The sequence below is a fragment of the Rhodococcus erythropolis R138 genome, from assembly GCF_000696675.2.
Classification (GTDB): domain Bacteria; phylum Actinomycetota; class Actinomycetes; order Mycobacteriales; family Mycobacteriaceae; genus Rhodococcus_F; species Rhodococcus_F erythropolis.
The window spans coordinates 4,226,379-4,251,959 of the sequence record NZ_CP007255.1; the positions used below are offsets into that span (position 1 = coordinate 4,226,379).

Consider the following 25,581-nt stretch of genomic DNA (forward strand, 5'->3'; position numbering starts at 1 on the left):
CAGCCTAACCATAACGGTACGGAAGTACACAACCCGGATGCTCACGACACAAATTCACCCAAACTAAGGCTAGCCTCAACATAGCAAGTAATCCTGTCGAACTGGAAGGGTGTCAATGTCAGCACTCGCCGAAGTCTCCGAATTCCCGTTGCGCAACAACCGGACTGACGATGAAACGGACTCCGTTTTCCTGCTCTCACGTAGGCAAACGTCGATCCGCACTTCGGGAGTAGTCGAAGAATTCGACTCGGCCTTCGACGCCGCTGAAGCCCTCAAAACGGGGCGCATCGACTCGGTCGTCGGCGCCCTGCCGTTCTCACCGGAGACGGCGTCCGCCCTCACCGCGCCACTGAGTTTCACACGAGTCCGCGGTGATCTATATCACTCGAACGTACCGACGCTACCCACTTCGCGGGTAGCCGGATTCGAACCCAGCGCGCAGATCCACACCGACAGAGTCCGCGGCGCCATCGAACGTCTTCGAGCAGGCGAACTCGACAAAGTTGTCCTCGCACGCTCCCTGACCATCGAGGCCGAGTCCACGATCTTTCCCGCCGCTCTGGCCGAGAAACTGATTGCACTCGATCACGCGCACAACGGTTTCTGCGTCGACTTGTCCCCCGCCGGAGGAAAGTACCGCGGGCGTTCGCTGGTCGGCTCGACGCCCGAGGTTCTGATCGAACGGCGAGGCGACGTCGTCACCTGCCACCCGTTGGCGGGCTCGATTGCACGGCACCCGAATTCAGATCAGGACGAGGCGAATGCCGAGCAACTCCGCGCGTCGACCAAAGATCTCGCCGAACACGCGTTTGTAGTCGACTCCATCAGCGCGATACTCGGACCACTGTGCACATCATTCACTGCACCCAGCGCACCGGAACTCCTTCGGACACCGCAACTGTGGCACCTCGGGACCAAGATCGAAGGTGTCCTGGCCGATCCGAGCCTGACCTCGCTCGAGCTGGCAATGGCGCTGCACCCGACCCCCGCCATCTGCGGAACACCGACGGGCGCCGCACGCGAGCACATCACCGCGACCGAAGGGGACCGCGGGTTCTACGCCGGTGCCGTGGGCTGGTGCGACCGAACCGGAGACGGCGAGTGGATGGTGGCTATTCGTTGCGCCGAGATTGCAGCAGACGGCCTCTCAGCGCGGGCGTACGCAGGCGGCGGAATCGTCGCTTCCTCCGATCCGGAAATCGAGCTGAGAGAGACCAGTACAAAATTCCGCACGTTACTCAGTGCGTTCGACCTCGCTGAACATCAGCTCTGACCAGGCATCACTTCTTCGAGGTGTTCAGGGCAATCGCGGCGTGAACGAGTGCCTTGAACGCCTTTTCGTCGACGGCTTCACCTTCGTGAAAATCGATCGCCCGTCTCGTATTGCCCTCGAGGCTGGAGTTGAAGAGACCTGAGGCGTCGTCGAGTGATGCGCCTTTGGCAAAAGTCACCTTCACTGCACTCTTGTAAGTCTCACCGGTACAGATCATTCCGGCGTGGTACCACACGGGAACTCCTCGCCACTTCCATTCCTCCAACACATCCGGATCCACCTCTTTGATCAGAGTTCGTATCCGGGAGAGCATCTCGCCCCGCCAGTCTCCGAGTTCCTCGATTCGCTGGTCGATCAACTGAGACGGGGAATCTGCGCCTTGCTTTTCGGAATCACGCTTCGCCATCGCTTCGTCACTTCCTGCTCGTTGCCGCCGATCTCCGGTGAGTCGAGTATCCCCTCCTGCACCAACATTCACTCAGCGAATCACTGACGCATCACGACGTCTCGGCAAGCGCGATTTCTTGGAATTCGGACAAAGTGAGACGGACGTCCAGTATTCTCTGGGCACTAAGTCCCGATTCTTCGGCCCGGAGGACTGCATCGTGATGTGGAATCGCCCGCTCGCCCATTCAGTCGCTGCGGCTGCCGGATCGGTTCTTCTCGCCGCCGCAGTCGTCGGCGTTCACACTGTTCCGGCGGCGGCGCAACAGGCCCCGCGCGTCTTCGACGTACTGTGCACACCCACCGATGAAGGCCTTTCCGAGCTGTCCGGACTCACCGTCACCGCGGCCGGGATATACGCAATCGGCGACAGCGGCTCCGATGATCGAGTCGCCGAACTCGATTCGAACTGCCACGTTCAGCGCTGGATCAGCGTGGGCACCCCTCGTGTCGATGTCGAGGATCTCTCGTCGACTCCCGACGGCCACCTGTGGCTGGCAGACATCGGCGACAACAACGCGGTACGAACGTCGATCGGGCTGATCGAACTCGATCCGACTTCAGGTGCCGCGACCTCCTACCCCCTGGTTTATCCGGACGGGGCGCACGATGCCGAGACACTGCTGATCCAGAGCAACGGGCTTCCCGTCATCGTCACCAAGGATTACCTGGGCGCAAGCGTGGTCTACACAACCGCTGAGCGACAGCAGGTTCAGGATCCGAGGACGGCGTCGCCGACCATGTTGGCCAAGGTAGGTCAGCTCAGATTTTCTCCCACCCTCACTTCCGGTGGGCCGGTCCCCCACGCCGGAACGATGGCTGTCACCGGAGGCGCCGTGAGCAAAGACGGCACGGTGGTAGCGCTGCGCACCTACACCGATGTCTACCTCTACACAGCTCCCGACGGCGATGTCGCGAAAGCCTTGACCACCACGCCTATTCGTGTGCCCCTTCCCGACGAGCCACAAGGTGAAGCGATCGCGTTCGACGCGGCCGGTGATCTGATCAGTGGCTCCGAGGCATACCAAGGGCCGCTGCCTCCGCTCCGAATTCTTCGAGGCGCCAGTGACATCGCGCGCTCGGGCGGAACCACAAGCTCTCTCGGGTCGTAGTCGATTCACGTCTCGGGAAAGCGGACGGGCGCCGCTATCATGGCCGAGTGAACAAACAACTTCGAGCAACAGTGGCGATCTCGACAGTTCTCGCGCTGGCTTCGTGCGCGAATTCTCTCGAAGGAACACCTCGACCGGATGCGTTTGTTCCGAGCGTCGACAATCCGGATCCGTCCGAATCCATCGACGGAGTTGTCACGGTCGACTACCCGGCAGCTCAACACGTACGGCCGAACGAACGTGTGGCGTACACACATTCACCGCCCTTCGGTGGTCGCCATGATTCGGTCTGGGCAAACTGCACCGGAGTTGTCTACCCGCAAGCCATTCGAACCGAGAATGCGGTCCATTCCCTCGAGCACGGGGCAGTGTGGATCACGTACAACCCCGACCTGGTCTCGAGTGAGGATCAGGCGCGCTTGGCACAGCGAGTCGAAGGCATGAGCTACACCTTGATGTCGCCGTATCCGACCCTGGATTCGCCGATCTCGCTGCAGTCCTGGGGCCGTCAACTCAAACTCGACAACGCTGAGGACGCTCGCATCGATCAATTCGTCTCGGCGCTACGAGTCAACCCGAACACGTATCCCGAAGTGGGCGCGACGTGTTCGGTGCCGATGACTAGCTTCGACCCGAACAACCCGCCGCCATTCGACCCCACCACTCCGGATCCGTCTTCTCCCGCAACAGTTCCGGAGCGGTAGCATCCCAGCAGACCCCTGTTCACAGCAGGGAGAAACTACTTGCCTCGCGACCGACGTTCCAGTTCCACTGCGCGGCGCATGGTTTCCCGCGCCCGGCTTCGGTCACCGGCATAGTCGTAGGCGCGAGCGAGTCGGAAGTTCTGCTTCCAGTTGTCCGGGTCCGCTTCCCAGTCGACCTTGATCTGAGCGAACAACTCGTCGGCAGCCGCCCGCTCGATCCGGCCCGAAGGCAATTTCGGAAGTGAAGACGCATCGACAGCGAGGCCCTCGTCGTGAATCTGCTGCGCGAGGCGTTGGTGTGTGAAGCCGGCACGAAGGGTGGCGATGACGAGCCACAGCCCCAGGAACGGCAGGATCAGCACGCCGATCCCGAGACCGATCGCGGCGCCGCCTCCGTCTTGGATGAGCTGGATTCCGCGCTGGCCGAGCAATACGAAGTACACCGCGAGCGCGATACAGATCGCAACGATCAGCGCGAGGGTGCGGGTGGTCTTGTTCATAGATCGAGGAAGGAATCGATACCGACCGTCAGGCCCGGACGTGACCCGATCTGGCGGACACCGAGCAGAACGCCCGGCGCGAACGAATTCCGGTCGATCGAGTCGTGGCGAATGGTCAGCGTCTCGCCCTGAGTTCCGAGAATCACTTCCTGATGCGCGACCAGTCCGGCCATCCGCACGGAGTGAACCCGGACTCCGTCGACGTCGGCTCCGCGCGCACCCTCGAGCTCGGTCGTGGTGGCGTCAGGGCTGCGTCCGACGCCTGCTTCCGCGCGAGCTTCGGCGATCATGGCGGCCGTTCGGTATGCGGTGCCCGAGGGAGCATCTGCCTTGTTGGGGTGGTGAAGTTCGATGACCTCGACGGAATCGAAGAAGCGCGCCGCGGCAGCCGAGAAACGCATCAACAACACAGCACCGATGGCGAAGTTCGGGGCGATCAGAACACCCGTTGCAGGCTGCTCGTCGAGCCAGGACTGCACAGTCGCAAGCCTGGACTCGTCGAAACCGGTGGTGCCGATCACGGCGTGAATTCCGTTGGCCACGAGGAATTCCAGATTTCCCATGACGACGTCGGGGTGCGTGAAATCGACGACTACCTGAGTGCGGGTGTCGACGAACGTCTCGATGCGATCACCGGTATCGACCTGAGCGACAAGTTCCAGATCGGGAGCAGCTTCCACTGCCTCGCAGATCGCTCGACCGACCTTGCCCTTGGCTCCCAGAACCCCGACCCTGATGGGTGCTGCACTCACGTCTTCCACGCTCCGTCCGATGCATTGTTTGAGGTGAAGCCTACGCAATCGTGCCGATGCGCTCACCATCAGTCGGGCGGGAGTTATGTCACCACTGGCACACTGGACGTAGTGAGCAACCGTCCGCAAGTCCGCGAAACCGGCAACCTTCGACCACTCGAGTTGGCAACGGGTGCCGTCATGGCCGGATTCACGGTCGCGTTGTCCGTCATTGCCACGGTCATCCCCATGGCCAGCGCCCTCAACCTCGTGGCCGCCGTTCCGATGGGAATTGTTGCCCAGCGCTTTCGAGTCCGCGCCGTGATGACGGCCGGTGTCTCGGCTACTGCGGTCGCTTTCGTCGCAGCGGGTTCGGGATCTGCGGCGGCGGTCGCGCTGAGCGCTCTCCTCGGCGGAATCATCGGTACGGTCAAGCGGCGCGGTCTCGGCTTCATCTCCGCGTTGCTGTCGTCGCTTGTCATCGGACCCGCGCTGGCGTTGTTCTCCATAGTCCTGTTGCTTGTTCTCGCGCCCCTGCGCACCTTGTTGTTGACCTCGCTGGAGAACACCGCGCTGGGCGTGGCCGCAATCTTGAAGCGTGCCCCGACGCTGGTCGGCGCAGCCGAATGGATCGAGAACAGCATCGGCTCGATCATCGACTACTGGTGGTTGTGGATCGGCCTGTCGATCAGCTCCGGAATCGTCCTCAGCACCGTCGTCTCCTATTTTGTCCTCGGTGCCGTCCTCGATCGATTGGCCGCACTCCCCTCGGCCGACCCGCTCCAGACAGCTCCCGACGACCGTCCGATCGACCCGCTACCGGTCACTTTCGATCACGTGGGCTTCACCTATCCGAGTGCATCGACGCCGGCGCTCGTCGACGTCAACTTCACGGTCCGACGAGGAGAGTTCGTCACCGTCGTCGGCCACAACGGCTCGGGCAAGTCCACACTCACCCGGTTGCTCGCCGGTCGCGCACCGACCGTCGGGACCCTGACGAGGCCCGGGTCCGCCGGTCTCGGTCGACACGGCGGAACCGCCGTCGTCCTCCAACGTCCCGAGAGCCAGATCCTCGGAACCCGCGTCGCCGATGACGTCGTCTGGGGGCTTCCGCCCGAGTCGCATCCCGACGTCGATGCACTGCTGGCCGAGGTGGGACTCGCGGGCATGGGCATGCGCGAGACCTCAGGGCTGTCCGGCGGCGAGATGCAACGTCTGGCGGTTGCTGCCGCTCTGGCTCGTCGCCCCGCTCTGCTGATCGCGGACGAAGCCACCGCGATGGTCGATCAGGCCGGCCGGGAGGAATTGGTCTCGCTCCTCGCCGAACTGCCCCGGCGCCATCCGATGGCCGTGGTGCTGGTCACCCATCACCACGCCGACACCCGCAACGCAGATCGGGTGATTCAACTACAACGCGGACGGCAGATCGATCACCAACCCGGTTGGATGACGTCGACGTTCGCGGGTCCGCCGTCTGCGCCGTGGCCGGCCGGCACTCGAACTGTCCTCCAACTCACCGATGTCACCCACACCTACAACGACCGGACTCCGTGGTCGCGGCGCGCACTCTCGGACGTGAATCTGACCATCGGAGACGGGGACGGGCTACTGGTCCTGGGCGGCAACGGTTCCGGTAAATCGACCCTGGCCTGGATCATGGCGGGCTTGATCGCACCGAGCCGGGGAACCGCGGTCTTCGACGGCAAACCCGTCTCGCGTCAGCTCGGCACTGTCGGTCTGACGTTCCAACACTCGAGGCTGCAGCTGCAACGCCGAACCGTCGCCGAAGACATCGAGGCCGCCGGCGGTCCGGAGATCGGATCGGTGCAAGTCTCCTGGGCGCTCGACGCCGTCGGACTCGACCGTCACATCGCCGGCCGCAGTATCGACGAGTTGAGCGGCGGACAGATGCGACGCGTCGTACTGGCCGGTCTCCTCGTCCGCCAACCCCGCGTACTCATCCTCGACGAACCATTGGCCGGTCTCGATCCACCCGGCCGACACGAAATCCTGAACGTACTCAGGTGGATTCGTCGGAACGGAACCGCAGTAGTCGTCATCTCCCACGATGTCGACGGCATGGATGCCGTCTGCAGCAGAACAATTCGACTGTCGCAGGGTCGCATCCTCGACCCTGCCGCCAGCAGCGCCTTGGAAGGATCGACGACGTGACAACACTTCTGCGCGAAGTCCCGACTTCATCGCCGATCCACCGATTGTGGGCCGGAACGAAGATCGTTGCCGTCGTTCTCGTCAGCATCGTGGTCGTGGCCGCGCCGTCCTGGCCGGCGATCGGCGTCGTACTGGGATTGTTGTTGCTGACCGCGGTGATCGGACGCATCCCCCCGACTGCAGTTCCCCGGCCTCCGTGGTGGTTGTGGGCGCTGATCCTGCTCGGCGCGTTGATCAACCTTCCGATCGGCATCGACGCGGTGTTCATCTACCTGCAAGCTGTGACGTTCGGTCTTGTATTGCTCTGCGTCTCACTGATGTTGGCGTGGACCACGTCGATGAGTGACGTGGCGCCGGCACTGGCAACGCTCGGTAGACCGCTGCGAATATTCAAGATCCCGGTCGACGAGTGGGCCATCGCGACCGCCCTCTGCATTCGTTCACTTCCGCTGTTGATCGACGAGATGCTCACCCTGGTAGCGGCGCGACGACTGCGCCCGAAAGCTGTGGTGAACAGCGCGGCCGACAATTCGATAGTCGACCTGATCACCACAACCATGTCCGTGGCAATTCGGCGGTCTGCCGAAATGGGCGAAGCAATCTCCGCTCGCGGGGGCACTGGACTGATTGCGGCGTACCCCAAGCGCCCTCAGCTCGCCGACCTGTTCGCGCTGACCGTCGTCATCGCCGCGTGCGTCAGTGCCGTTGCTTTGACGATAGTTCTGCGCTGATCGGGTCATCGCTGACAGAATTTGCCTGGGCGATGATCGCAGAACCCATCCAGCGCCGTAGGTATCGCCGCAGTTCCTCATCGCTCCGCGGTGGGTCGCCAGGCGCGAGGAAAAACGACTGCATCGTCCGCAGGACGTATTCGACCAGTTCCTGAAGTGACGCGTCGTCGTAGCCGTAATGCACCCAGTCCACGTCGAAGCGGTTGATCATCGCCATTCCGAAGGCTTGCGCCTCCTGAGAGGTCAGACCCTCCGGGTGCAGACTCGTATTCGTGCTTGTGAGAAGGATGCCGAGATGCGGTGTTCGGTGGACCTGAGTCAGTGTGTAGAGAACACCCTCGGTCATCGCCTCGACGGGATCTTCGATGCCGCTCACGTGTGTGGTGAGTCGATCGAGGTAGCCGTCGACCGACGCGATCGCCGCTGCCCGCATCAGAGCGTCGGCGCTGGGGAAGTATCGATACACGGTCTGCCGGATCACGCCCAGTGACTCCGCGACGTCGCCGATGCTGATTTCCGAACTCGTCCGACCGATCAGCTCGACCGCGGCCTCGACAATTCGACGAGACGCATCTTCGTCGTTGACCGGTGGATTGCCGCCCCACCCACGCCTTCGTGCCACTGCCCACTTCCTCGCTCGAACGAGGCTCGAACCATGTCTTTGCGCTCGAAGTCCAAGAGCCACAGGCTAACACAGGCAGGTTTTGCATCTGCGTTCCTCGAATTCACGTTCGTCATCGAAAAGTGAACATACAACTGCACACCAATATGTATGATTACCGCCACACGTGGCTTCGAGTGCCAGAGCGGCCACCTGACCAGCCCCTCCGAAAGACGAGGTTCGACAAGTGACCAACCTTCAGCCCCGAAAGATGGATTTCGGATTCGAGGATCATGACGTTCCCTTCCTGTGGAACCCGGAGAATCCGGCCTGGTCGAGCATGTCCAACGCGGTCTCGTTCCTGGCCATCGGTTTCGAGAAAATGATCGTGAAGATGATCATGCAAACCAAGTCGCGGATCAGCGATCCGGAGGTCGCCGAGGAAGCCGTGGCATTCATGCGTCAAGAAGGCCACCACTCGACCGCCCACCGCCAACATGTGAAAGCTCTGATCAGGCGATACCCCGGACTGCAGAACACACTCGACGCCGTGATCGGTGAATTCGATCTGCTCACCGAGGCGACCTCGTTGAACTACCGGCTCGCGTACACCGCAGATCTGGAGGCGACCTTCACACCGGTGTTCAAACTGATGCTCGACAACGAGGCGACCTTGTTCCGTCCGGGAGACGACCGCGTCGCGTCACTGTTCATCTGGCACTTCGTCGAGGAGGTCGAGCATCGCAGCTCGGCACTGATCATCTTCAATTCCGTTGTCGGAAGCGAGCTTTACCGGATGCGAATGGCGCCGTCGATCTTCGCGCACGTCATGAAGGTGATTCGCATCGCCTGTGCAGGGTTCAACCAGCACGTTCCACTCTCCGAACGGCAAGTCGACTCACTGTCGATGTTCGCCATGCACCGCACCAAGCAGAAGATTCTGACGTCGTTTGCGCCCTACCTGACCAAGGGCACCATGCCCCGCGCCTTCGATCACCTACAACTCGGCGAACAACTCGTCGCGCTCGGCGGTGTCTTCCGCAGCCAGATGCCCAATCACAACCCGGACCACGAGAAGCTCCCCGCACTGGCCGACCAGTGGTTCAAGCGTTACGACGACGGCTACGACTGCACACGCTGGTACACCGCTGAATCTCAGGCACAAGAGTCGATCACGTCAGGGGCCAACTGATGGCAGAGCACTGCTCCCCCACGTTTGCCCAACTGGCAACAGAACTCGGTTTCTCCTGTCAGGAAGCAGGTGGACTCGTCGAGTTCCGTAACCCGGCGGCCCTCGAGAACTGGACCCTGCCCGTACTCGAATGGACGATCATCGTCGGCTCGGTACTCGCACTGGTCTTGGCGATCGTGCGACTGCGCCGCAACGGCGACCCCACCAACCTGGTCCTTTGGTTCGGCGCCACCGCCTACCTGTTCATCATCGAGCCTCCGCTGTACTTCCCGGCAGCCTTCGGCATCGAAGAACAAGTGGACACGATGTTCGCGCACAACGTGTTCACCGTCGACTTCATGTGGGGTCGACTGCCGCTGTACATCATTGCCATCTACCCGCTCATGGCGACGTTGGCCTTCGAAATAGTCAGAATGCTCGGCGTTTTCCGCAAATACGGTCCACTGCTGGGCGCAGTCTGCGTCGGCTTCGTCCACCATGCATTCTACGAAATCTTCGATCACCTCGGACCCCAGTTGCGGTGGTGGGAGTGGTCGACGTCGAACCCGATCAACCAACCCATGTTCGACGCGGTTCCACTCCCCAGCGTGGTCGTCTTCGCCGCGTTGTGGCCGATGTCGTTGGCATTCTGCGTCCAGTACTTCGTCGGACGGCATGTCGATGCCGGCAAGCACTTCTCCGGGCTTCAGTTGGTTTGGCGCACCATCGTGATCGGCCTGCTGGCCTCGCTGGGTACGTTCATTCTCCCGCTCCCGGCGACGGTCTTCGGGATGGGCAGTGACACCGTTCGTGGGTTCCTCTATGCGGCGGAACTCGCCGTCCTCACAGTGGTCGCGATCGTGGTTCTCGTCCGCCAGTGGAGAAACCTGCGCTCGGCAGAATCGAACGCTCCTGCACACACCAACAGGTTCGTCCAGATTTACAGCGTCGTGTACCTGGTTGTCATGGCCGTACTGTGGGCGAGTGCGCTTCCGGACTTCTTCGACGCAGTCGACGGTTCCACCAGCGCTGGAGATCCAGTCGGGAACCTCTGGTACACGCTGGCGTGCTTCGTCATCGCAATCCTGTGTGTGAGCGCAACTTTCACCATTCCGAAGAGGAACTCCGTCGTCGACGACGACGCTGAACTTCTCGGGGCAAACTCAACGACTCCGGCCAGCTAGGTCGACCGGGGCGAGACCTCTGGGGTCTCGCCCCGGTTTGTCGGTGTCTCGAGACAACGGCGTCACGGGACGCGGTGAGTCCACGCTTCGGTGCTGAACTTCGTGTCCACCAGCTTGCGCGCCTGCTCCAACTCCGAGTCCGTGTAGTCGCTGTCACGGGTGTCGTACTGGCCGCGGAAGTGCTGCGCAAACGACTCCAGGATCGCTGCACGCGTCATTCCGGTTTGAGAACGCAGCGGATCGACCCGCTTGGCTGCGCTCTTGGTTCCCTTGTCCGACATCTTCTCTCGCCCGATTCGCAGCACCTGCGTCATCTTCTCCGCATCGATGTCGTAGGCCATGGTCACGTGATGGAGCACGGTGCCGGACGCGAATCGCTTCTGAGCGGCGCCGGCTATCTTGCCCTTGTCCGAGGCGATGTCGTTGAGCGGCACGTACCGAGCGTTGATACCCACCTCGGCCAGCGCTCCCATCACCCACTGATCGAGAAACGCGTAGGACTGCTCGAAACTCAAACCTTCGACCAACGACGCCGGTACTGCCAACGAGTACGTGATGCAGTTGCCAGGTTCCATGAACATCGCGCCGCCACCGGAGATTCTGCGCACCACGCCGATGCCGTGCCGCGCGGCAGCCTCGGAGTCGACCTCGTTACGCACGGACTGGAACGATCCGATCACGACCAAGGGCGAGTCCCAGTCCCAGAATCGCAGTGTCGGCGGACGCTCACCCGATGCCACCTCACGCGCGATCACCTCGTCCAGCGCGACGTGCATCGCTGGGTCCAGAACCACCGGTGGGATGAGGTCGAACGTGTGATCCGCCCAACTCGTGGCGTGACCGAGTGCGCGCCGGATCGCAATACCGACCGACTGCGGCGTGAAGCCGATCATCGAGACGGACTCGTCGAGCGCACTGGAGATGGCTTGTGCCAACTGTTCTGCATCCGAGTCGGCTGGCATTCCCCGCAACGCTGCGTTGATGTCGTCGAGCGCGCTGTCGGGCTCGAGGAAGAAGTCCCCCGAGACTGCGACTTCGGCCAGCCGACCGTCCGCCACGTCGACGTCGACCGCGACCAGTTTTCCACCAGGAACCTTGTACTCTCCACGCATTCGTCCAGCCTATCCCTGTGCGATTCTCTGCGGTGAGCGCCGTCGAAGATCACACCGCGCGCGCAGTGCGCATCGGTTCGGCCGGAAGGGTGATCAGGCTCTCACACCTGTAAACCGCTGTGCGGCTCCATGATCGCGCGGCGAGGACAGCACGTGTCGGCCCCCGCCTTGACACCTGCTTCTTCCGACAGGCGAGATGATCGCTGGGGTGGGAGGATTACCGCAACGAGCCAACTCTCTGGCGAGTGACAACGGAGGTAGACATGAAGGTCCCGGCGTTCCACTCGACGGTTCCTTCGGATCTCGACGTCTATCACGACAACGAAAGCTGCATTTTGGCCGCGCGCATCGCAGTACCCCATCGTGCCCCCGGGGTCGACGGCCGACCGTGGTGCACTGCCTGCGCGTCTTTGGACTGACGAGCGACCACCAGCTCACTCACACCCATGTCGCCGATTCGGGGACAACTCCATGGGCCAGAGCGTTCGCATCGATGACAGCGCGGAGCCACGCGGTCAGACCGGTCTCGACCGTCTCGTAGAACAGCGCGTCGTAGAACTCGGAGAATCCCGGATCGGCCACGTACATCCGTCCCAGACACACCTGCATCGAGTGTGTGCAGTCGAAGTAGACCCCGATCGACGCTCGGTGGCGTTCTGCCAGCGAATTCGCCTCGGCGCTTCCCGGTTCGACACCCGCACGGCACGCCAACGCCAGATCTTCGTTGAGCGCCTCGACGCAGTCGGCGATCTTCTGCCAATCCTCAGCGGTCCTACCTGCCGACCGTTCCGCGTGCTGCGCCCACTGCGCACTGTCACCCCAACGCTCGTGCGCCTCCGGTCCCCATGACGGCTGCCAGTGTCGGCCGAAGATCGACACCTGCTCGTCTGCCGGCAACAGCACACCGGACTTCCTGGCATCGATGATGCGATCCAAGGACTCGCCCTGTTGCTCCAAGTCGGCAATCCGTTGTCGCAACTCGGCGCGCTGCCCGCGCAGTGTTTCGTCCACGTGGGCTGCCGGCGATTCGAGCAGTATCCCGATCTCGTCGAGCGACAAGCCCACGTCGCGGTAGACAAGTACGCGACCAATTCGGCCGAGGTCGGCGTCGGTGTACAGCCGGTAGCCTCCGTCACTGCGCCCGGATGGGCACACCAAACCGATTGCGTCCCAATGATGAAGGGTACGTACAGTTATGCCCAGCCGAGATGCGGCAGCACCGACGGTAAGAGCATTGTCTGCCTCGTCTCCGAAGAGTTGATCCGTCACGGCATCCAGTTTGACAGACGCGGTGCGCGAGACCACCGCGTCAGACTTCTGTTCAGTCGTCGGGTCCGTCAATTCCCATACCTCGCAGATGCTCGGCCTCGGCACTGTTCGGGTCGTACGGACGAGCGGCCGTCATGATCACACGCGCGTTCTCCGGTGTCACGATCTCCAACTCCAGTGAATTCCACGGCTTCAGGTCTGGACCGCTGGTGCATCCGGGCCGCAATTCCTCACACGCCTTTGCTATCTGGTCGATCTGACTCAGCACACACGCAAAGCTCACGCTGATGGACGGTGGCGAATCTGCTCGCTCGCCGGGCACGAGCAGAACGTCTTGAAATGCCCAGCGCCGCAGATGCGTCAGTCGATCAGGCACCGAAAAGAAGTCGAAGAAACCGAGCCCGCGGATCCAGAAGTCTGCCGATTCGGCCAGATCCGAAGTCGGAACAGACACGAACATCGGCATACCGTAGAGACCTCGGAACTGTTCCGGAGGCACGGCATCGGTCGTAGGGACAGGGACGGGGCTGATGTCGAATGCAGGGTAGGTGTCGGTCATGAAGTCATCGTGAGCCCTCACGCTACGTCAGGGTCAAATCGTGTGAACTCCGATCAGAAAACACAGTGACCGGAAAACACAGTGATCAGAAATCGAGAAGCACCGAGCCCGCAATCCTCATAGGTTTGTCGAAACGACGCTCACGCCGACAAACTGGAGGTAGCCGACCATGGCACAGACGGATCCAACACCGAGAGATCCCATCGGGAATCACAGCGAACCGAAGTCCGGCGGTCCCGGCGCACTGTCACGGTGGATGCAGCGGAACGCGAACGCCCGCACGAATCGCAAGATTCGGCGCGGGAAAGGCACGTTCATGGGAATGGACGTCCTCATCCTGCACACGGTAGGCCGACGCAGCGGGCAACCCCGAGAGACTCCGCTGATGCACCTGTCCGACGGCAGGGGCGGTCTGTTGATCGTGGCTTCGGGCGGCGGCGGTCGAAACCCGGACTGGCACTCGAATGTGGTGGCGCATCCCGATCGAGTGTCTATCGAGATGCCCGGCCGAAATCCCGTACCAGTCACAGCTCACGAACTCGAAGGCGACGATCGCGAGCAAGCGTGGCACCAAGTGGCCACCGCCCAGCCCCGAATCGCCAAGTACCAGAGCAAGTCCGATCGCAAGTACCCGCTGATTCGGCTCACCGTGATGTGAGTGGTGGTGTGAGCCGAATCAGATTGCGCGATTACACCTCGCCGGCGAATACATCGCCGTCTGCGAATACACGTTGGGCAAAGCGTTCGCCGATGAGACGATGCGTTGCAGCGTCCGGATGGAGCTGATCGGGAAGCGGCAACTCTTCGTTCTCCGCGGCACCGTAGAGATCACACCCGTCGACGTAATGCAGATTGGGATCATCGACTGACCGCTGGGTTACGATGCGCGCCAACTCTTCCCGAATCGAGCGCAGCGTCAGCTTCCCGGATGCCCGCTCGGCGGGATCTCCGGTGGCAACGAATCGCATTTCGCCTCTGGCAAGAGCGTCGAAGTCGAAGGCACCAGGCCCCGGTGTGTCCTCGTGGATCGGGCAATAGACGGGCGAAACGACCAACAGCGGCGCCACTGGATGACCGTCGCGAACCGTGTCGAGGAAGCCGTGCATTGCAGATGTGAAGGCCCGTAGGCGCATCACGTCGGAGTTGACCAGATTGATGCCCATCTTGATGCTGATCAGGTCAGCAGAAGTGTCGCGCATCGCGCGGGCGGTGTACTGGTCCAGCAGAGCACTGCCACTGAACCCGAGGTTGATCAGATCCACGCCGCCGACGGAGGCTGCAAGAGCAGGCCAAGTGCCGGAGGGACTTTCAGCGCCGGATCCTTGACTGATCGAGCTTCCGTGATGGAGCCACACGCGGCGCTTCGTATCAACCGCGAGTTCGAGTGGCGCGTCGGTTCGCAATGCGACAAGTTCGGTGGTCTCGTTGTGTGGCAACCAGATCTCGACGGTCTTGGATCGCGCGGGCAGCTCCGCGAAACGGATGATACTGACAGGTCCGGACTGCCTCTGAGCGGTACCGGTAGCCATGTCGATCGTCACCGTATTGCCGCCCGTAGCGCTTGCTTGCCCGGCCAGTTCGCCGTCGACGAGCAGGTCGTACACCCCTTGCGGCCTCGGCGGAGCGCCGGTGTAGATCATTTTCGTGGGCAGAGTATCGAGTTCGATGCTCGTGGCGCTGGTTCGGAATACTAGCCGCACTCCGGACGGTTGTGATTGCGCCATTGCCATCTGCCCGTCAGCGAATTGCGTGCGAGCCGTGGCAGGTAGGCGGTGCGTCAGCACACCGCGTTCGGTCCGTTCGATTTCGAGGGCTCCGCGCACGATGTCCTCGGAAATTTCGGTAGTAATCCAGCTGCTCTGGCTGTGCATTTCATTCACCTGAAAATCGTTTACGGAAGTTTGCTACTGCTGATAGTAATTTGCCTATACTCTTTAGGCAAGTGGTTTACCCTCCCAACGAACAGGACCGATTGACATGCCTCGCGCAGGACTCACAGCCGACCGCCTCGCGATGGCGGGCGCGGAATTGGCCGACGAGGTCGGCTTCGAGCACGTGACCGTATCGGCAGTCGCCAGGCAGTTCGACGTCAAGGTCGCAAGCCTGTACTCCCACGTGAAAAGTTCGAACGACCTCAAAACCAGAATCGCGTTGCTCGCTTTGGAGGAGATGGCCGACCAGGCTGCCGACGCCGTGGCCGGTCGGTCCGGCCGCGACGCTTTGACCGCCTTCGCGAACGTCTATCGCGACTACGCGAAGGCACACCCCGGCCGGTACGCCGCGTCACAGATGCGCCTCACCCCGGAGGACGCAGCAGCGAGCGCGGGCTTCAGACACTCGCAGATGATGCGATCGATTCTGCGCGGATACAACCTCAACGACCTCGACCAGACTCACGCAGTTCGGTTGCTAGGCAGCGTTTTCCATGGATATGCCAGCCTGGAGTTAGGTGGATCGTTCAGCCACAGTGCACCGGACAGCGCCGAAAGCTGGTCCAGGATCCTCGAGGCTCTCGATTCGATGCTGACCAATTGGCCAGCGTCGAGTGCATGATCGGGCGTGCTTCTTGTGAGCAAAGTTCCTGCGCCACTTGGTGTTGGCATGCGGCCTGATGATGGAGACCGCAACCTCGAGCCCACCGCAGGAGCAGCGCCACACAATTGCGCGTTCCCGTAATCATTGGTCGCACTGGAACAGCAGAGGGTCCGAGTGGGCAATAAGTCGAGGTGTGGGGCTGCGCTTAGAGGAGAAGCTTGGCACGCAGAGAGTCGATAGTGCCCTGGTCGACGCCGAGGCCCTCCCGTACGTAAGTATCCATACCACCGTAGAGTCGGTCCACCTGGGCGTACGCCGCATCGAGCCACGACAGGTCCACCGCGTCGTCCCGGCCCAGGTACGTGTTCGACGCCATGAAGTCGGCACTGATGACCTCACGCGGGACACCGAGGATGGTCAGCAGGATCGCGGTACCCCAACCGGTGCGGTCCTTCCCTGCGCTGCAGTGGTAGACGGTTGCGCCGTCGGAGTTGTTCGCGATCGCCGTCAGCAGATCATGGAAGGCGACATCGGAGCCACGGTAGTTGACCATGAACGGGTAGCCGATGCTCTGGCCGATGTTCGAGGTTCCGTTGACCGCGCCGTCGATCAACGCGCGACCGAGGGTCAGGGGAACGAACTCGTGGAACGCGATGCCATGGTCGATGCTGACGACGTCGGCGACCTGGTAGGTGACCCCGGCGGGGATCCGATCGGGATCCTCCGCTCGTTCGGAGGTGTTACGCAGATCGACGTCGAGGGTCAGGTTCGCGGCGGTGAGTTTGGCCAGATCAGTCTCATTGAGCGAGCTGAGCTTGTTGGAACGGAACACCAGGCCTGTCCGGACGGTCCTGCCGTCGGTAGTCCGATAGCCGCCGATGTCGCGGAAGTTCCGCGCCTCGTCGAGCCTGATCTCGGCCGCGGACGGCGGTGGGATCTCCGGCAGCGGCGGTTGCTCCCCGGACGATCCGAACTGGCTCGAACCCGATTGCGGGTCGCCGCTCGAGGCGGAGGCGAGTGCGGGGCCAGTCAAGGCCGCCACCACGGTAAACAGCGCAGTGAGGGCGATTCCGAAAGAATGCGCCCCTCGGCGGCGCGTGTAAGCAGTCGTCATCGTCGTCCTCTTCACTCGCTGTGCTGGACGACCCCGCGCCCCCGCAAACTCACGTGCGAGATTACAAGGGTGGCGCGCTCCTCGTCCCGACTTTGCCCCAGAAACCGGACATTTGTTCAGGTGTCCGAATTGCCCGCTCCTGCCACTCCTACACCCTCGGCACACTGAACCGCGCCCGTGCTTGTCACGCCGGCTCGGCGTCGAGACGATTCCGAAGCCAAGCACCCATATCGAGCGCAGCGCGCCGGGCAACAGGCGTTGGATGGTTTGTAAATCCATGCGGGACAACAGGATAGAGACGCAAGTCGACGTCGTTACCGGCCGCCGACAGCCGCGCCACCATGGAGAGGTTCTCAGCCAGAACCACGTCTTCTGACCCGACCACCACGAGGGTAGGCGGCAGGCCGCTGAGGTCGCCGAATGTCGGAGAAATATCCGGGAGAGTGCGATCATCGACATGCCCGACATAGGCTTCGATGAAGTATTCGTCGCTGATGGTGCGGCCCGCGGGAGTCTGCGCACTGACGTCGTACGTGCCCGCTTCCAGCACGGCACCCGAAAACGACTTGGCCAGACCTCGATCACGAAGGCGCAGCAATGTCGTCGTCACCAAGGTTGCTCCCGCCGACATGCCACCGATGGCGAGCCTGGTCGTCCCGAACCGTTCGGCAGCGACATCAAGTAGCCACAAAGCGACTGCCTCACAATCGTCCGGCGCTGCCGGCCAAGGGAATTCCGGCGCAAGCCGGTAATCGACGGTAACCACTGCCACCCCGACCGCGTCGGCAAGTCTCGTACTTCGGGCGTCAGCGCTGGCCGCTGAACTCATGTAGAAACCACCACCCGGAAGATACAGATAGACCCCGTTGACAACGCCGTCTTTCGGCGTGACTACGCGCACTGAAACGGATCGACCCTCGATGTCGAGTGTGTGTTCAACAGCCCGGGTCGCCGTGGGCTCAACCACCCTGGATGCTCGCGCCACAAGCAGTTCCTGCAGCGAACTCGGACCGACACCGGCAAGCCGCGGCGCATAGAACGCTCGGGTGATCGCCACATCGTCGCCGGGTAGTTGTTCGACCAGATCAGTCAGTGCAAGCTTCACAAATGCTCCCTCGGGTCGCGACTTGTCGACAATTCTCGCACCCCGTACAGCAGCCTCGAGCCGGGGCATTCCAGGCAGTGAAGACGTGACGGGTATGTGCGAATCGCGCCGCAATAAGGCGTTCTCACGCTACCCTCATCTCTGAATTGGACGTTTGTCTAGAAAGGTCGACGGATGCGTGCGCTGTTGCTTGCCACCCTTGCAATCCTGGCTATCCAGATTGCAGCCCCGGCGGCAAACGCTTCACCTCCGGATCCGGGCTGGACTCTCCCCCAACTGACCGTCGCAGATCGAACGATCAAGGACGTCGACGGACGAACGGTGTTGCTCCGCGGCGTGAACGCCAACGGTCTCAATGACTACGCAACCAACGGCACCGGTCTACCCACCGTTACGCCGCTGGGAATAACGGACTTCGCGCAGATGGCCGCGCTGGGCTTCAACGTTGTCCGACTCAACGTCGCGTGGTCCCTCCTCGAACCGACCCGCGGTGCATTCGACGCTGCGTATGTCGACCGGATTCGAGGCGCAGTCCAGAACGCGAAAGACCACGGCATCTACACCGTTCTCGACATGCATCAGGACGCATGGGGCCCGTACGTCGGCACCCCGAGCGACCAGTCGTGCCCGTCTTTCATGGAGCCGGGAGTCGGCTGGGACGGCGCACCGGAGTGGGCAACCCTGACCGGCGGATGGACGACCTGCAATATCGCTGGACTCCGGGAAGCCGCACCGGCGATCGCCCATGCCTTCCAGGCGTTTTACGACGACGAGCAAGGAATCCAGAGTCGCCTCGTGGCTACGTGGGCGCGGTTGGCCGCCGAGTTCAAAGACGAACCGGCGGTGGCCGGATACGACCTGTTGAACGAACCGAATCCCGGCCTGCGCGATCCATTCACCGCCGCTGATCAGATCGGGCAGTTCTACAAGCGGGCCACCGACGCCATCAGACAGGCCGAATCAGGCGGATTTCCGCACCTCGTGTTCTTCGAGCCCAGCGCGATCTGGTCGGCATTCGGCTTCGACGCGCTGCCCCCACGCCAGTACCTGACCGATCCTCTGGTGGTCTTCTCGCCACATCTCTACAGCGAATCGATAACAGTCAGTAGCGAATTCCCCGGAATCGAAGACGGGTTCAAGATCGCCGACCGCGCTGCCGCCTGGTACGACGCCCCGTTGTGGACGGGTGAATGGGGTTGGTTCGGGGATGCCGGCGAGCAGGGAGCAGACGTCGACCGCTTCGTCGACGCCACCGACAACTACCGGATGGGCGGCGCGTGGTGGTCGTGGACACAAGCGTGCGGTGACCCCCACCCGGTTCGAGACGGCAATACCCACCAGCCGCAAGGAAATTTGAATCGCATCGACTGCCCTTCCGGCGAATCACTCGGGCTCGTAGAGGGATTTGCCGGGCCTCTCTCGCGTGCTTATCCGCGAGCAGCGCCCGGCACACTGACGGAGTTGTCGCGCAACGGGTTTACCGGGACGGGTACCGGACAGGTCGAAGCCTGGTACCCCGGCACCGACCGGCCACAGCTCGAGACCACGAATCTCTCCGACGTCCGACTGTCCCCGATAGAAGGCGGCTGGCAACTGATCAGCCACGCCGATGGCGACTACGCGGTGAACTTGGCCTGATAGGACACCCACCTCGGCGGTCCGCGTTCACACCACGTGAAAGAGGGCTTATCAGAAGATTCCGCCGATTCCTTTGCCGATCAGAACAACTCCGACGACCAAGATCAACACGCTCATCACCGTGGTGTTGTTGTCTTGGAGCCAGACCTTGAGCTTGGCCAACGGCTCGCGCAGACGATCAGCAGACACCAGGTATCCGATGACCGGGATCGCGACCGTTGAACTGGCGATGATCGTGAAGACAAGGACAGAGGCGATCACTCCACTGGTCGCCAGCGACGCCGAGCCGATCGACACTCCCGCCGCGATGCACATCAGCAGATTCTTCGGGTTGATCGCGGCGAGCGCGAATCCTAGGCCCAACCCCTTGACCGCGGTCATCTCGTCGATGGCTTGCATCCACTTCGGTGTTTCGTGTTCGCCGCTGCGCCCTCGCCACTGCTTGACCCCGAAGGCCAACAGGAGGACACCGAGAGCGAGTTTGATCCACGATACCGTGGCAGACGGTCCATTGTCCGAGGTGCTGAGGGCACTGGACAGGGTGACGAAAAGAACTGTGGCAATGAAGATTCCGAGCAGACAACCCAACGCGAACCCGATGCTGGTGCTACCCGCGCGCTTGGAGAGCAACATCAAGATCGTGGCGATGACGGCTACCGGAGACACGGCGACACCGACAGCTATGGGGAGGAGATCTCCGATAACGGAACCCATGTCAAAACTCGTTTCTCATCGGGACGCAGTCGATACCGCTGCGCGCCAATGCTGACACTCTGTGCGCCTACATCGTTCGTGCCTCATTCGAAAGGGATGAGCGCCCGAACGCCGGACCTCCGTCTCGCCCCGTCAATTCGTCTGTGCTTGTTGGAATGCAGCGGCAACACCACCGACGTCTCCCCCGACTTGGAACACGCCCCTAGGCAGGTCGGGAAACACTGCATCGCTGACGGCGACGACAAACAGAAGTCGGCGATCGTCGGGGGTGATCATGTAACCCGACAACGCTTGAAGAGTGACTATCAACCTGCCGGTGTCAGATTCGACGTCGGCGGATGTTCCCGTCTTACCGATGACCTTCCCCTTTGCCGGACTGTCGGTTCCCACGCCCGACAACGAGCCTCGCTCACCGAGTACGGGTTGACCTGCCCAGAACGTATCGGCCCATGGCTGCTGGTCCACCCAGTCGAGCCACTGGAGGACGGCTGCGGGCGTCGATTGTGACGGGTCTCCGCCCTGACCGTCCATGACCACCAGGTCGGATGCTGCAATACCTGCCTTCTCGGCGAGTGCCCGCACGCTGGGCAGACCGTCGCTGCACGACGACGATCCTGTCGCTACTGCCAACAGACACAAGAAAGTGTTCGCGCCCGTGTTGTAGCTTGTCGCGAGAATCATCCCTCCCGACTCCGAAATTGGTGCCGATTGCAGGCTCGCAACTTGTCGACTTCCTGAATATGTCCGATCGACAGGCAGGGCAGCCGTGCTGTTCGTACGAGATACCGATGCAACCTCGATGCCATTGCGTCGCAGCGCTTCTACGAACAGCTGACGCGCCCACGTCGGCGCGTCGGTAATGCGATAGACAGTCAGTGATGTCTTTCCAGCCGGTACCGACCCGGTTACGTTGATCTGGGTGGGATCGGACGGATCGGCCGCAACCTTCAGAGTCGAGTCGCTACCTTCCTCACCCGTGGTGACCTGAGCATCGACGCGGAACAGGCCGTTGCCGGGAAGCATGTCGATGGCGGCGGGCTCACCTACCGCACCCGGACTCGCCTGGATATCGACGAGGTTGTCGTTGACGAAAATCGACGGGACCAGGCCTTCGACTGTCGAGTATGTGTCCCACAGACGAGGGTCCACCAGAACGTCGCCGTTTACCCGAGTGATGCCGGCGTCGGCTACTTGTCGTGCGAGATCGTTCAGGCCTGCCAGCGGATCACCGGGCGCGAGAACGGCTCCTGGCAGGGCATCGGCGTAGACGTGGTCGATGCCGTCGGTGGCGAAATCGAATCGGCCTTGTGCGGCGTTGCGCCCACCGAGCGCGAGGTCACCGGAGCCGACCAGCACCAGATCACCGGTAAGGGTGCCCTCGACGGGGAGAGAAGTGGCATAAACGGGGGTGGTGACAGTGTGGTCTACACCAAGGGTGTCGTAGGCGGTGCCGACGGTGAAATGTTTGGTCTGGGAAGCCAAAAACATAGAGCTATCAGCATTGTTGCTGTAAATCACCTCGTCGGTGGCGGGGTCGACCAAGAGATAGGACCACCGAGCCATGGCGTACGGATCGGTGGCCATGATGCGGGCTGCCTCCTCGGGAACCTGTTGCGCCGGAGCCGATGCGGAATCGGAATTCGACGGCTTCGCCGAACATGCGGTGAGGACTACTCCGACGCTGATCAACGCAGCGACGGCGCGAACTGATGTGGTGTGCGGCATGGACGCTCCTGAGGATGCATGACTGATTTGTCGTAATTTACTGCAAAGTGCAGCATGCAGAGTGCAGTATCGCTTAAAGTCCCTCTATGAACCCTTTTGGGAAGTCGACGTCCTTTCACAACGTCAAGACCCGCAAAGTGGCTGTGGCCTGCATCGCTACGGCATTGCTGCTCTCAGCCTGTTCGTCCGCAACCGATTCCGAGTCCCCCTCATCGTCCCCGCCGACCTCCGCCGGGTCTGCGGACGGCGCCGTCTTGTCTTTCGACAGCGCCGCAATGGATTCCGTCGTCTCCGAGAAGGCAGAAGAGTTCCGTGAGATCGCAATGGTGGTCATGGTCACGACGCCGACGCAGAAGTACGTCAACACATGGGGTTCGGTCAGGGAAGGCGTGAACGAGCCTCCCACTCTGGACACCAAGGTTCGCGTGGGCTCGAACACCAAGACCTGGACCGGTACGGCCATCCTGCAGTTGGTCGACGAAGGCAAGGTTGCGGTAACCGATCCGGTCAGCAAGTTCCGCCCAGATGTCCCCAACGGCGACAACATCACCATCGGCGACCTGCTCGACATGCGTAGCGGCCTGTACAACTACACCGAAACCCTCGAACTCAACCGGGCGCTCGACGAGCAGCCGGAGCGGGTGTGGACACCCGAGGAACTGCTGGCAATGGGGCTGAGCCAGCCGCCGTATTTCGCGCCCGACACCGGTTATCACTACTCCAACACCAATACCGTTCTCCTCGGCTTGATCGCCGAGCAGTTGGACGGCAAGCCGATTCAGCAGATCTTCGCGGACCGATTCTTCGGGCCACTCGCACTGGCAGGGACGTCGTTTCCTGCGAACACCGACACCAGCATCCCGACTCCGTTTGCAGACGGCTACACCTACAGTGGCAACGTCGAAACGCTCGGCGAAGGCAAAGAGGCTCTCCCACAATCTCGCCTCGACGCGATCGCCGCAGGCACCGAAAAACCGACCAACACCACTAGGCACAATCCCTCGTGGACATGGTCTGCAGGTCAGGGAATTTCGACTGCAAACGACATGGCGACATGGGTCAAAGCTCTGGGAACCGGTTCGCTCCTGAGTCCCGCCACACAAGAGTTGCGTTTGAACAGTGTGCAACCCACAGATGGCGAAGGATCCGCAGGATACGGATACGGTATCGCTCAAATGGGTCCGATGTACGGCCACATCGGCGAACTGCCCGGCTACAACTCGTTCATGGGGTACGACCCGGTCAACGACGTGACCTTGGTGGTGTGGGGAAATCTGGCACCCACGGCCGATGGTTTCGCCCCGGCCTCTGCCGTCGCTGCAGCGCTCGTCCCCTTCATCTACGGCAAGCCCGCTCAGGACACATCCGACGACATCGCCGACACCGAGGATGCAAACGGTGAAGGGAAGTAGCACTTGTAGGCTCGGATGTAACCGCGGAACGAAGGGAGCCATGTGGCTCAGCGTGATCTCACACCTACCTCGTACATGATCCTGGGACTGCTGACGGTCAAGGACTGGTCGGCATACGAGATCGCCGAACAGGTCGGACGCGGGGTCGCCGAGTTGTGGCCCAGCGCCGACCGACAGCGATACAACGCCCCCAAGATCCTGCTTGAACGCGGTCTGGTCACGGCGAGCACGGTAACGAAAGGCACTCAGCGCTCGCGCACGGTCTACTCCATCACCGACGAAGGTCGCACAGCGCTGAGTGACTGGCTCGCCACCCAGGCCACACCCCCCGCCTTGCAGTTCGAAGGCATGATCCGCGTGATCTTCGCCAACCAAGGCACGATTGCCGACCTGCGGACCAACCTGACCACCATGCGCGAACAGGCAACTCGGTCCAGAAGTCTGTTCGTCTCACACGCACAACGGATTTCGGCCCCCGAAGCCGGCACACTCCCCCAGCAGAATCATCTGATGGCACTGGCCAACCGGTTCATGATCGGCCACTTCAACCACATCGCAGAATGGGCCGACTGGGCGCTGGAAGAAACTGCTGACTGGCCCGACACAGTGCAACCGGCAACAACCCACCGAAAGCGCACCGTCTCCACCCTCGCTCACTCGATAGACGATGGAAGTAGCTAGATCCCCCTCGAAAGCCATCGGACGTCGGTCCGACACCTTCTCGAAACCAGTTCGATCAGCGATCTGGAAGAGAACAGTCCGACGGACGCGGACCGCGGGCGACGATCAGAGAAGCGGGACCCGCAAAGTCCGGTGACGAACGAGAATTCCAAGTGCACGGCCGGGAAAGATGTCGACAGCCGGCGGAGGCAGCACTGAACGACATTGAATCTGGAGTAATTTCTCCTCGGAGTGGTTGGTTCACGGGTAGACGGCGATCTCGATGAGGCTTCCGTCGGGGTCGCGACAATAGTGCGAGACCATCTCGCCGAGGGCACCCAGTTTGGTCACCGGCCCGTCGAGCACCTCGACCCCACAGTTCTCCAGGTGCTCACGGACAGTTCCGGGTGACGCAAGAGTGATGAAGCACAAATCCTCGGAACCTGCCGTCTCGACGGCGCCGGTGGTCCAGGCCGGGTCTTGCTCCGCCGATCCGAGAGGCCTCGGATTGATCTTCTGATCTCCGAACTTCACTGCAGTGCGTGCCGTGGGGCCGATTATCTCGATCGTCATTCCGCGTACCTTCGCGTACCACTGGGCGGTGGCGTCGACGTCACCCCGTCACCGATTGAAACGCGAAACGGCACCGAATCGCCGGTCAAGCGACTAGCGTCGAATCGTATGACTGCACTCAACGCTTTTGCACGTACCGGTGCCGCGGTCTTTGCGGCCCTTGCGATCTCCGGCGTGATGATGCCGGGTACCGCGGCAGCGGCGCCGAGCACGGTTCCGTTCCAGGTCGACCCTTACGTCCCGCTCGTCGACTTGCCCACTCCCCACCTTGCAGCGATCGTCGGCGAAGAACCTGGCGTCGCCGTGCTGCACGTGCGACGCGCACCCGGAGACGGAAACCCCCACTCCGCGGTCGTCCACTGGCTCAGTCTCGGAACCGGAGCGTACGGATCCGCATCATTTCCGACACTGGATGCACAACCCGTCACCATTCGTCCGGGCTCGGGTCAGGTCGTCGCATACGTCGATCCCCAGGCGATCGGAACACCGGGCCTCGGAACCTTTTTCGTGCCCTGACACCTGCGTATCCTCCAGACAGTGGT

Annotated in this window: 26 protein-coding genes and 1 pseudogene; 14 read left to right on the forward strand and 13 right to left on the reverse strand. The window is 61.9% G+C overall.

Annotated elements, in window-relative coordinates; all coding sequences use genetic code 11:
* The first annotated feature begins 115 nt into the window (after positions 1 to 115).
* The gene (locus tag H351_RS19305; protein ID WP_029255213.1) at positions 116 to 1,273 is read left to right on the forward strand and encodes an isochorismate synthase; all 1,158 of its coding nucleotides are present in this window, start codon (positions 116 to 118) and stop codon (positions 1,271 to 1,273) included.
* Positions 1,274 to 1,280: 7 nt separating this feature from the next.
* Here H351_RS19305 and H351_RS19310 read toward each other — a convergent pair whose 3' ends face one another.
* Positions 1,281 to 1,679, reverse strand: a complete 399-nt coding sequence (locus tag H351_RS19310) for a DUF1801 domain-containing protein (RefSeq protein WP_019748148.1) — start codon at positions 1,677 to 1,679, stop codon at positions 1,281 to 1,283.
* A 202-nt stretch (positions 1,680 to 1,881) separates the two neighbouring features.
* On the opposite strand from H351_RS19310, the gene H351_RS19315 reads away from it, so the two are divergent.
* Both H351_RS19315 and H351_RS19320 read left to right on the forward strand, forming a co-directional pair.
* Positions 1,882 to 2,829, forward strand: coding sequence for a hypothetical protein (locus H351_RS19315; protein WP_244891501.1), 948 nt, complete (start codon positions 1,882 to 1,884; stop codon positions 2,827 to 2,829).
* 47 nt (positions 2,830 to 2,876) lie between these two features.
* On the forward strand, positions 2,877 to 3,533 hold the full coding sequence (locus H351_RS19320; RefSeq protein ID WP_019748146.1) for a DUF3105 domain-containing protein: 657 nt from the start codon (positions 2,877 to 2,879) through the stop codon (positions 3,531 to 3,533).
* 35 nt (positions 3,534 to 3,568) lie between these two features.
* Here the strand turns inward: H351_RS19320 and H351_RS19325 are convergent, their stop codons facing one another.
* The gene (locus H351_RS19325) at positions 3,569 to 4,033 is read right to left on the reverse strand and encodes a hypothetical protein (RefSeq protein ID WP_020907483.1); all 465 of its coding nucleotides are present in this window, start codon (positions 4,031 to 4,033) and stop codon (positions 3,569 to 3,571) included.
* A complete protein-coding gene (dapB, locus tag H351_RS19330) occupies positions 4,030 to 4,794 on the reverse strand; it encodes a 4-hydroxy-tetrahydrodipicolinate reductase (protein ID WP_019748144.1) in 765 nt (254 codons plus the stop codon). The genes H351_RS19325 and dapB overlap by 4 nt, the downstream gene beginning before the upstream one ends.
* Before the next feature lie 102 nt (positions 4,795 to 4,896).
* Here dapB and H351_RS19335 point away from each other — a divergent pair, with 102 nt between their 5' ends.
* Together H351_RS19335 and H351_RS19340 are read left to right on the forward strand one after the other, a co-directional pair.
* Positions 4,897 to 6,936 carry an ATP-binding cassette domain-containing protein gene (locus H351_RS19335; protein ID WP_019748143.1) on the forward strand — a complete coding sequence of 680 codons (2,040 nt, stop codon included), beginning with the start codon at positions 4,897 to 4,899 and terminating at the stop codon, positions 6,934 to 6,936.
* The gene (locus H351_RS19340) at positions 6,933 to 7,667 is read left to right on the forward strand and encodes an energy-coupling factor transporter transmembrane component T family protein (RefSeq protein WP_020907480.1); all 735 of its coding nucleotides are present in this window, start codon (positions 6,933 to 6,935) and stop codon (positions 7,665 to 7,667) included. The genes H351_RS19335 and H351_RS19340 overlap by 4 nt, the downstream gene beginning before the upstream one ends.
* On the opposite strand, the gene H351_RS19345 is transcribed toward H351_RS19340, so the two are convergent.
* Positions 7,633 to 8,289 (reverse strand): TetR/AcrR family transcriptional regulator, encoded by a 657-nt coding sequence (locus H351_RS19345; protein WP_029255211.1) that lies wholly within the window; start codon positions 8,287 to 8,289, stop codon positions 7,633 to 7,635. The genes H351_RS19340 and H351_RS19345 overlap by 35 nt on opposite strands.
* A gap of 226 nt (positions 8,290 to 8,515) precedes the next feature.
* On the opposite strand from H351_RS19345, the gene H351_RS19350 reads away from it, so the two are divergent.
* Together H351_RS19350 and H351_RS19355 are read left to right on the forward strand one after the other, a co-directional pair.
* On the forward strand, positions 8,516 to 9,460 hold the full coding sequence (locus H351_RS19350; protein ID WP_029255210.1) for a metal-dependent hydrolase: 945 nt from the start codon (positions 8,516 to 8,518) through the stop codon (positions 9,458 to 9,460).
* Positions 9,460 to 10,623 carry a DUF7802 domain-containing protein gene (locus tag H351_RS19355; protein ID WP_020907476.1) on the forward strand — a complete coding sequence of 388 codons (1,164 nt, stop codon included), beginning with the start codon at positions 9,460 to 9,462 and terminating at the stop codon, positions 10,621 to 10,623. Before H351_RS19350 ends, H351_RS19355 begins: the two co-directional genes overlap by 1 nt.
* 62 nt (positions 10,624 to 10,685) lie before the next feature.
* On the opposite strand, the gene H351_RS19360 is transcribed toward H351_RS19355, so the two are convergent.
* Complete coding sequence (locus tag H351_RS19360; RefSeq protein WP_029255209.1) at positions 10,686 to 11,735, reverse strand: lipoate-protein ligase LplAB; 1,050 nt, start codon at positions 11,733 to 11,735, stop codon at positions 10,686 to 10,688.
* A 245-nt stretch (positions 11,736 to 11,980) separates the two neighbouring features.
* On the opposite strand from H351_RS19360, the gene H351_RS32120 reads away from it, so the two are divergent.
* Entirely contained in the window at positions 11,981 to 12,154 is a 174-nt protein-coding gene (locus H351_RS32120; RefSeq protein ID WP_153211278.1) for a hypothetical protein, read from the forward strand.
* A 19-nt stretch (positions 12,155 to 12,173) separates the two neighbouring features.
* Here the strand turns inward: H351_RS32120 and H351_RS19365 are convergent, their stop codons facing one another.
* A complete protein-coding gene (locus tag H351_RS19365) occupies positions 12,174 to 13,004 on the reverse strand; it encodes a MerR family transcriptional regulator (RefSeq protein ID WP_051636585.1) in 831 nt (276 codons plus the stop codon).
* Positions 13,005 to 13,056: 52 nt separating this feature from the next.
* Positions 13,057 to 13,563: a VOC family protein gene (locus H351_RS19370; RefSeq protein ID WP_029255207.1), complete on the reverse strand. Its 507-nt coding sequence runs from the start codon at positions 13,561 to 13,563 to the stop codon at positions 13,057 to 13,059.
* Positions 13,564 to 13,732: 169 nt separating this feature from the next.
* On the opposite strand from H351_RS19370, the gene H351_RS19375 reads away from it, so the two are divergent.
* Positions 13,733 to 14,221 carry a nitroreductase family deazaflavin-dependent oxidoreductase gene (locus H351_RS19375; RefSeq protein WP_019748134.1) on the forward strand — a complete coding sequence of 163 codons (489 nt, stop codon included), beginning with the start codon at positions 13,733 to 13,735 and terminating at the stop codon, positions 14,219 to 14,221.
* A 31-nt stretch (positions 14,222 to 14,252) separates the two neighbouring features.
* On the opposite strand, the gene H351_RS19380 is transcribed toward H351_RS19375, so the two are convergent.
* Entirely contained in the window at positions 14,253 to 15,434 is a 1,182-nt protein-coding gene (locus tag H351_RS19380; RefSeq protein WP_029255205.1) for a GDSL-type esterase/lipase family protein, read from the reverse strand.
* 106 nt (positions 15,435 to 15,540) lie between these two features.
* Here H351_RS19380 and H351_RS19385 point away from each other — a divergent pair, with 106 nt between their 5' ends.
* A complete protein-coding gene (locus H351_RS19385; RefSeq protein WP_029255204.1) occupies positions 15,541 to 16,116 on the forward strand; it encodes a TetR/AcrR family transcriptional regulator in 576 nt (191 codons plus the stop codon).
* Positions 16,117 to 16,303: 187 nt separating this feature from the next.
* On the opposite strand, the gene H351_RS19390 is transcribed toward H351_RS19385, so the two are convergent.
* Both H351_RS19390 and H351_RS19395 read right to left on the reverse strand, forming a co-directional pair.
* The gene (locus tag H351_RS19390; RefSeq protein ID WP_020907469.1) at positions 16,304 to 17,212 is read right to left on the reverse strand and encodes a tyrosine-protein phosphatase; all 909 of its coding nucleotides are present in this window, start codon (positions 17,210 to 17,212) and stop codon (positions 16,304 to 16,306) included.
* Positions 17,213 to 17,396: 184 nt separating this feature from the next.
* Positions 17,397 to 18,317 carry an alpha/beta hydrolase gene (locus H351_RS19395; protein ID WP_029255203.1) on the reverse strand — a complete coding sequence of 307 codons (921 nt, stop codon included), beginning with the start codon at positions 18,315 to 18,317 and terminating at the stop codon, positions 17,397 to 17,399.
* 174 nt (positions 18,318 to 18,491) lie between these two features.
* Between H351_RS19395 and H351_RS19400 the strand changes: the two genes are divergently transcribed.
* Positions 18,492 to 19,955: a glycoside hydrolase family 5 protein gene (locus H351_RS19400; RefSeq protein WP_029255202.1), complete on the forward strand. Its 1,464-nt coding sequence runs from the start codon at positions 18,492 to 18,494 to the stop codon at positions 19,953 to 19,955.
* Positions 19,956 to 20,006: 51 nt separating this feature from the next.
* Here H351_RS19400 and H351_RS19405 read toward each other — a convergent pair whose 3' ends face one another.
* Both H351_RS19405 and H351_RS19410 read right to left on the reverse strand, forming a co-directional pair.
* Positions 20,007 to 20,669, reverse strand: a complete 663-nt coding sequence (locus H351_RS19405) for a GAP family protein (RefSeq protein WP_029255201.1) — start codon at positions 20,667 to 20,669, stop codon at positions 20,007 to 20,009.
* Between the two features lie 132 nt (positions 20,670 to 20,801).
* Positions 20,802 to 22,394, reverse strand: coding sequence for a D-alanyl-D-alanine carboxypeptidase/D-alanyl-D-alanine-endopeptidase (locus tag H351_RS19410; RefSeq protein ID WP_029255200.1), 1,593 nt, complete (start codon positions 22,392 to 22,394; stop codon positions 20,802 to 20,804).
* Positions 22,395 to 22,480: 86 nt separating this feature from the next.
* Between H351_RS19410 and H351_RS19415 the strand changes: the two genes are divergently transcribed.
* Both H351_RS19415 and H351_RS19420 read left to right on the forward strand, forming a co-directional pair.
* The gene (locus H351_RS19415; RefSeq protein WP_029255199.1) at positions 22,481 to 23,806 is read left to right on the forward strand and encodes a serine hydrolase domain-containing protein; all 1,326 of its coding nucleotides are present in this window, start codon (positions 22,481 to 22,483) and stop codon (positions 23,804 to 23,806) included.
* Between the two features lie 42 nt (positions 23,807 to 23,848).
* On the forward strand, positions 23,849 to 24,487 hold the full coding sequence (locus H351_RS19420) for a PadR family transcriptional regulator (RefSeq protein WP_020969422.1): 639 nt from the start codon (positions 23,849 to 23,851) through the stop codon (positions 24,485 to 24,487).
* A gap of 240 nt (positions 24,488 to 24,727) precedes the next feature.
* On the opposite strand, the pseudogene H351_RS19425 reads toward H351_RS19420, so the two are convergent.
* Positions 24,728 to 25,081: pseudogene (locus H351_RS19425) on the reverse strand (VOC family protein); the annotation flags it as partial.
* A 66-nt stretch (positions 25,082 to 25,147) separates the two neighbouring features.
* Here H351_RS19425 and H351_RS19430 point away from each other — a divergent pair.
* On the forward strand, positions 25,148 to 25,555 hold the full coding sequence (locus tag H351_RS19430) for a hypothetical protein (RefSeq protein ID WP_029255198.1): 408 nt from the start codon (positions 25,148 to 25,150) through the stop codon (positions 25,553 to 25,555).
* Positions 25,556 to 25,581 lie beyond the last annotated feature (26 nt).

Bases quoted from the DNA above. Each gene is read 5' to 3' on its own strand.
- H351_RS19400 (WP_029255202.1), top strand. From the start codon at position 18,492: ATGCGTGCGCTGTTGCTTGCCACCCTTGCAATCCTGGCTATCCAGATT.
- H351_RS19390 (WP_020907469.1), bottom strand. From the start codon at position 17,212: ATGACGACTGCTTACACGCGCCGCCGAGGGGCGCATTCTTTCGGAATC.
- H351_RS19410 (WP_029255200.1), bottom strand. From the start codon at position 22,394: ATGCCGCACACCACATCAGTTCGCGCCGTCGCTGCGTTGATCAGCGTC.
- H351_RS19355 (WP_020907476.1), top strand. From the start codon at position 9,460: ATGGCAGAGCACTGCTCCCCCACGTTTGCCCAACTGGCAACAGAACTC.
- H351_RS19325 (WP_020907483.1), bottom strand. From the start codon at position 4,033: ATGAACAAGACCACCCGCACCCTCGCGCTGATCGTTGCGATCTGTATC.
- H351_RS19415 (WP_029255199.1), top strand. From the start codon at position 22,481: ATGAACCCTTTTGGGAAGTCGACGTCCTTTCACAACGTCAAGACCCGC.
- H351_RS19370 (WP_029255207.1), bottom strand. From the start codon at position 13,563: ATGACCGACACCTACCCTGCATTCGACATCAGCCCCGTCCCTGTCCCT.
- H351_RS19310 (WP_019748148.1), bottom strand. From the start codon at position 1,679: ATGGCGAAGCGTGATTCCGAAAAGCAAGGCGCAGATTCCCCGTCTCAG.
- H351_RS19430 (WP_029255198.1), top strand. From the start codon at position 25,148: ATGACTGCACTCAACGCTTTTGCACGTACCGGTGCCGCGGTCTTTGCG.
- H351_RS19380 (WP_029255205.1), bottom strand. From the start codon at position 15,434: ATGCACAGCCAGAGCAGCTGGATTACTACCGAAATTTCCGAGGACATC.
- H351_RS19405 (WP_029255201.1), bottom strand. From the start codon at position 20,669: ATGGGTTCCGTTATCGGAGATCTCCTCCCCATAGCTGTCGGTGTCGCC.
- H351_RS19375 (WP_019748134.1), top strand. From the start codon at position 13,733: ATGGCACAGACGGATCCAACACCGAGAGATCCCATCGGGAATCACAGC.
- H351_RS19360 (WP_029255209.1), bottom strand. From the start codon at position 11,735: ATGCGTGGAGAGTACAAGGTTCCTGGTGGAAAACTGGTCGCGGTCGAC.
- H351_RS19315 (WP_244891501.1), top strand. From the start codon at position 1,882: ATGTGGAATCGCCCGCTCGCCCATTCAGTCGCTGCGGCTGCCGGATCG.
- H351_RS19385 (WP_029255204.1), top strand. From the start codon at position 15,541: ATGCCTCGCGCAGGACTCACAGCCGACCGCCTCGCGATGGCGGGCGCG.
- H351_RS19305 (WP_029255213.1), top strand. From the start codon at position 116: ATGTCAGCACTCGCCGAAGTCTCCGAATTCCCGTTGCGCAACAACCGG.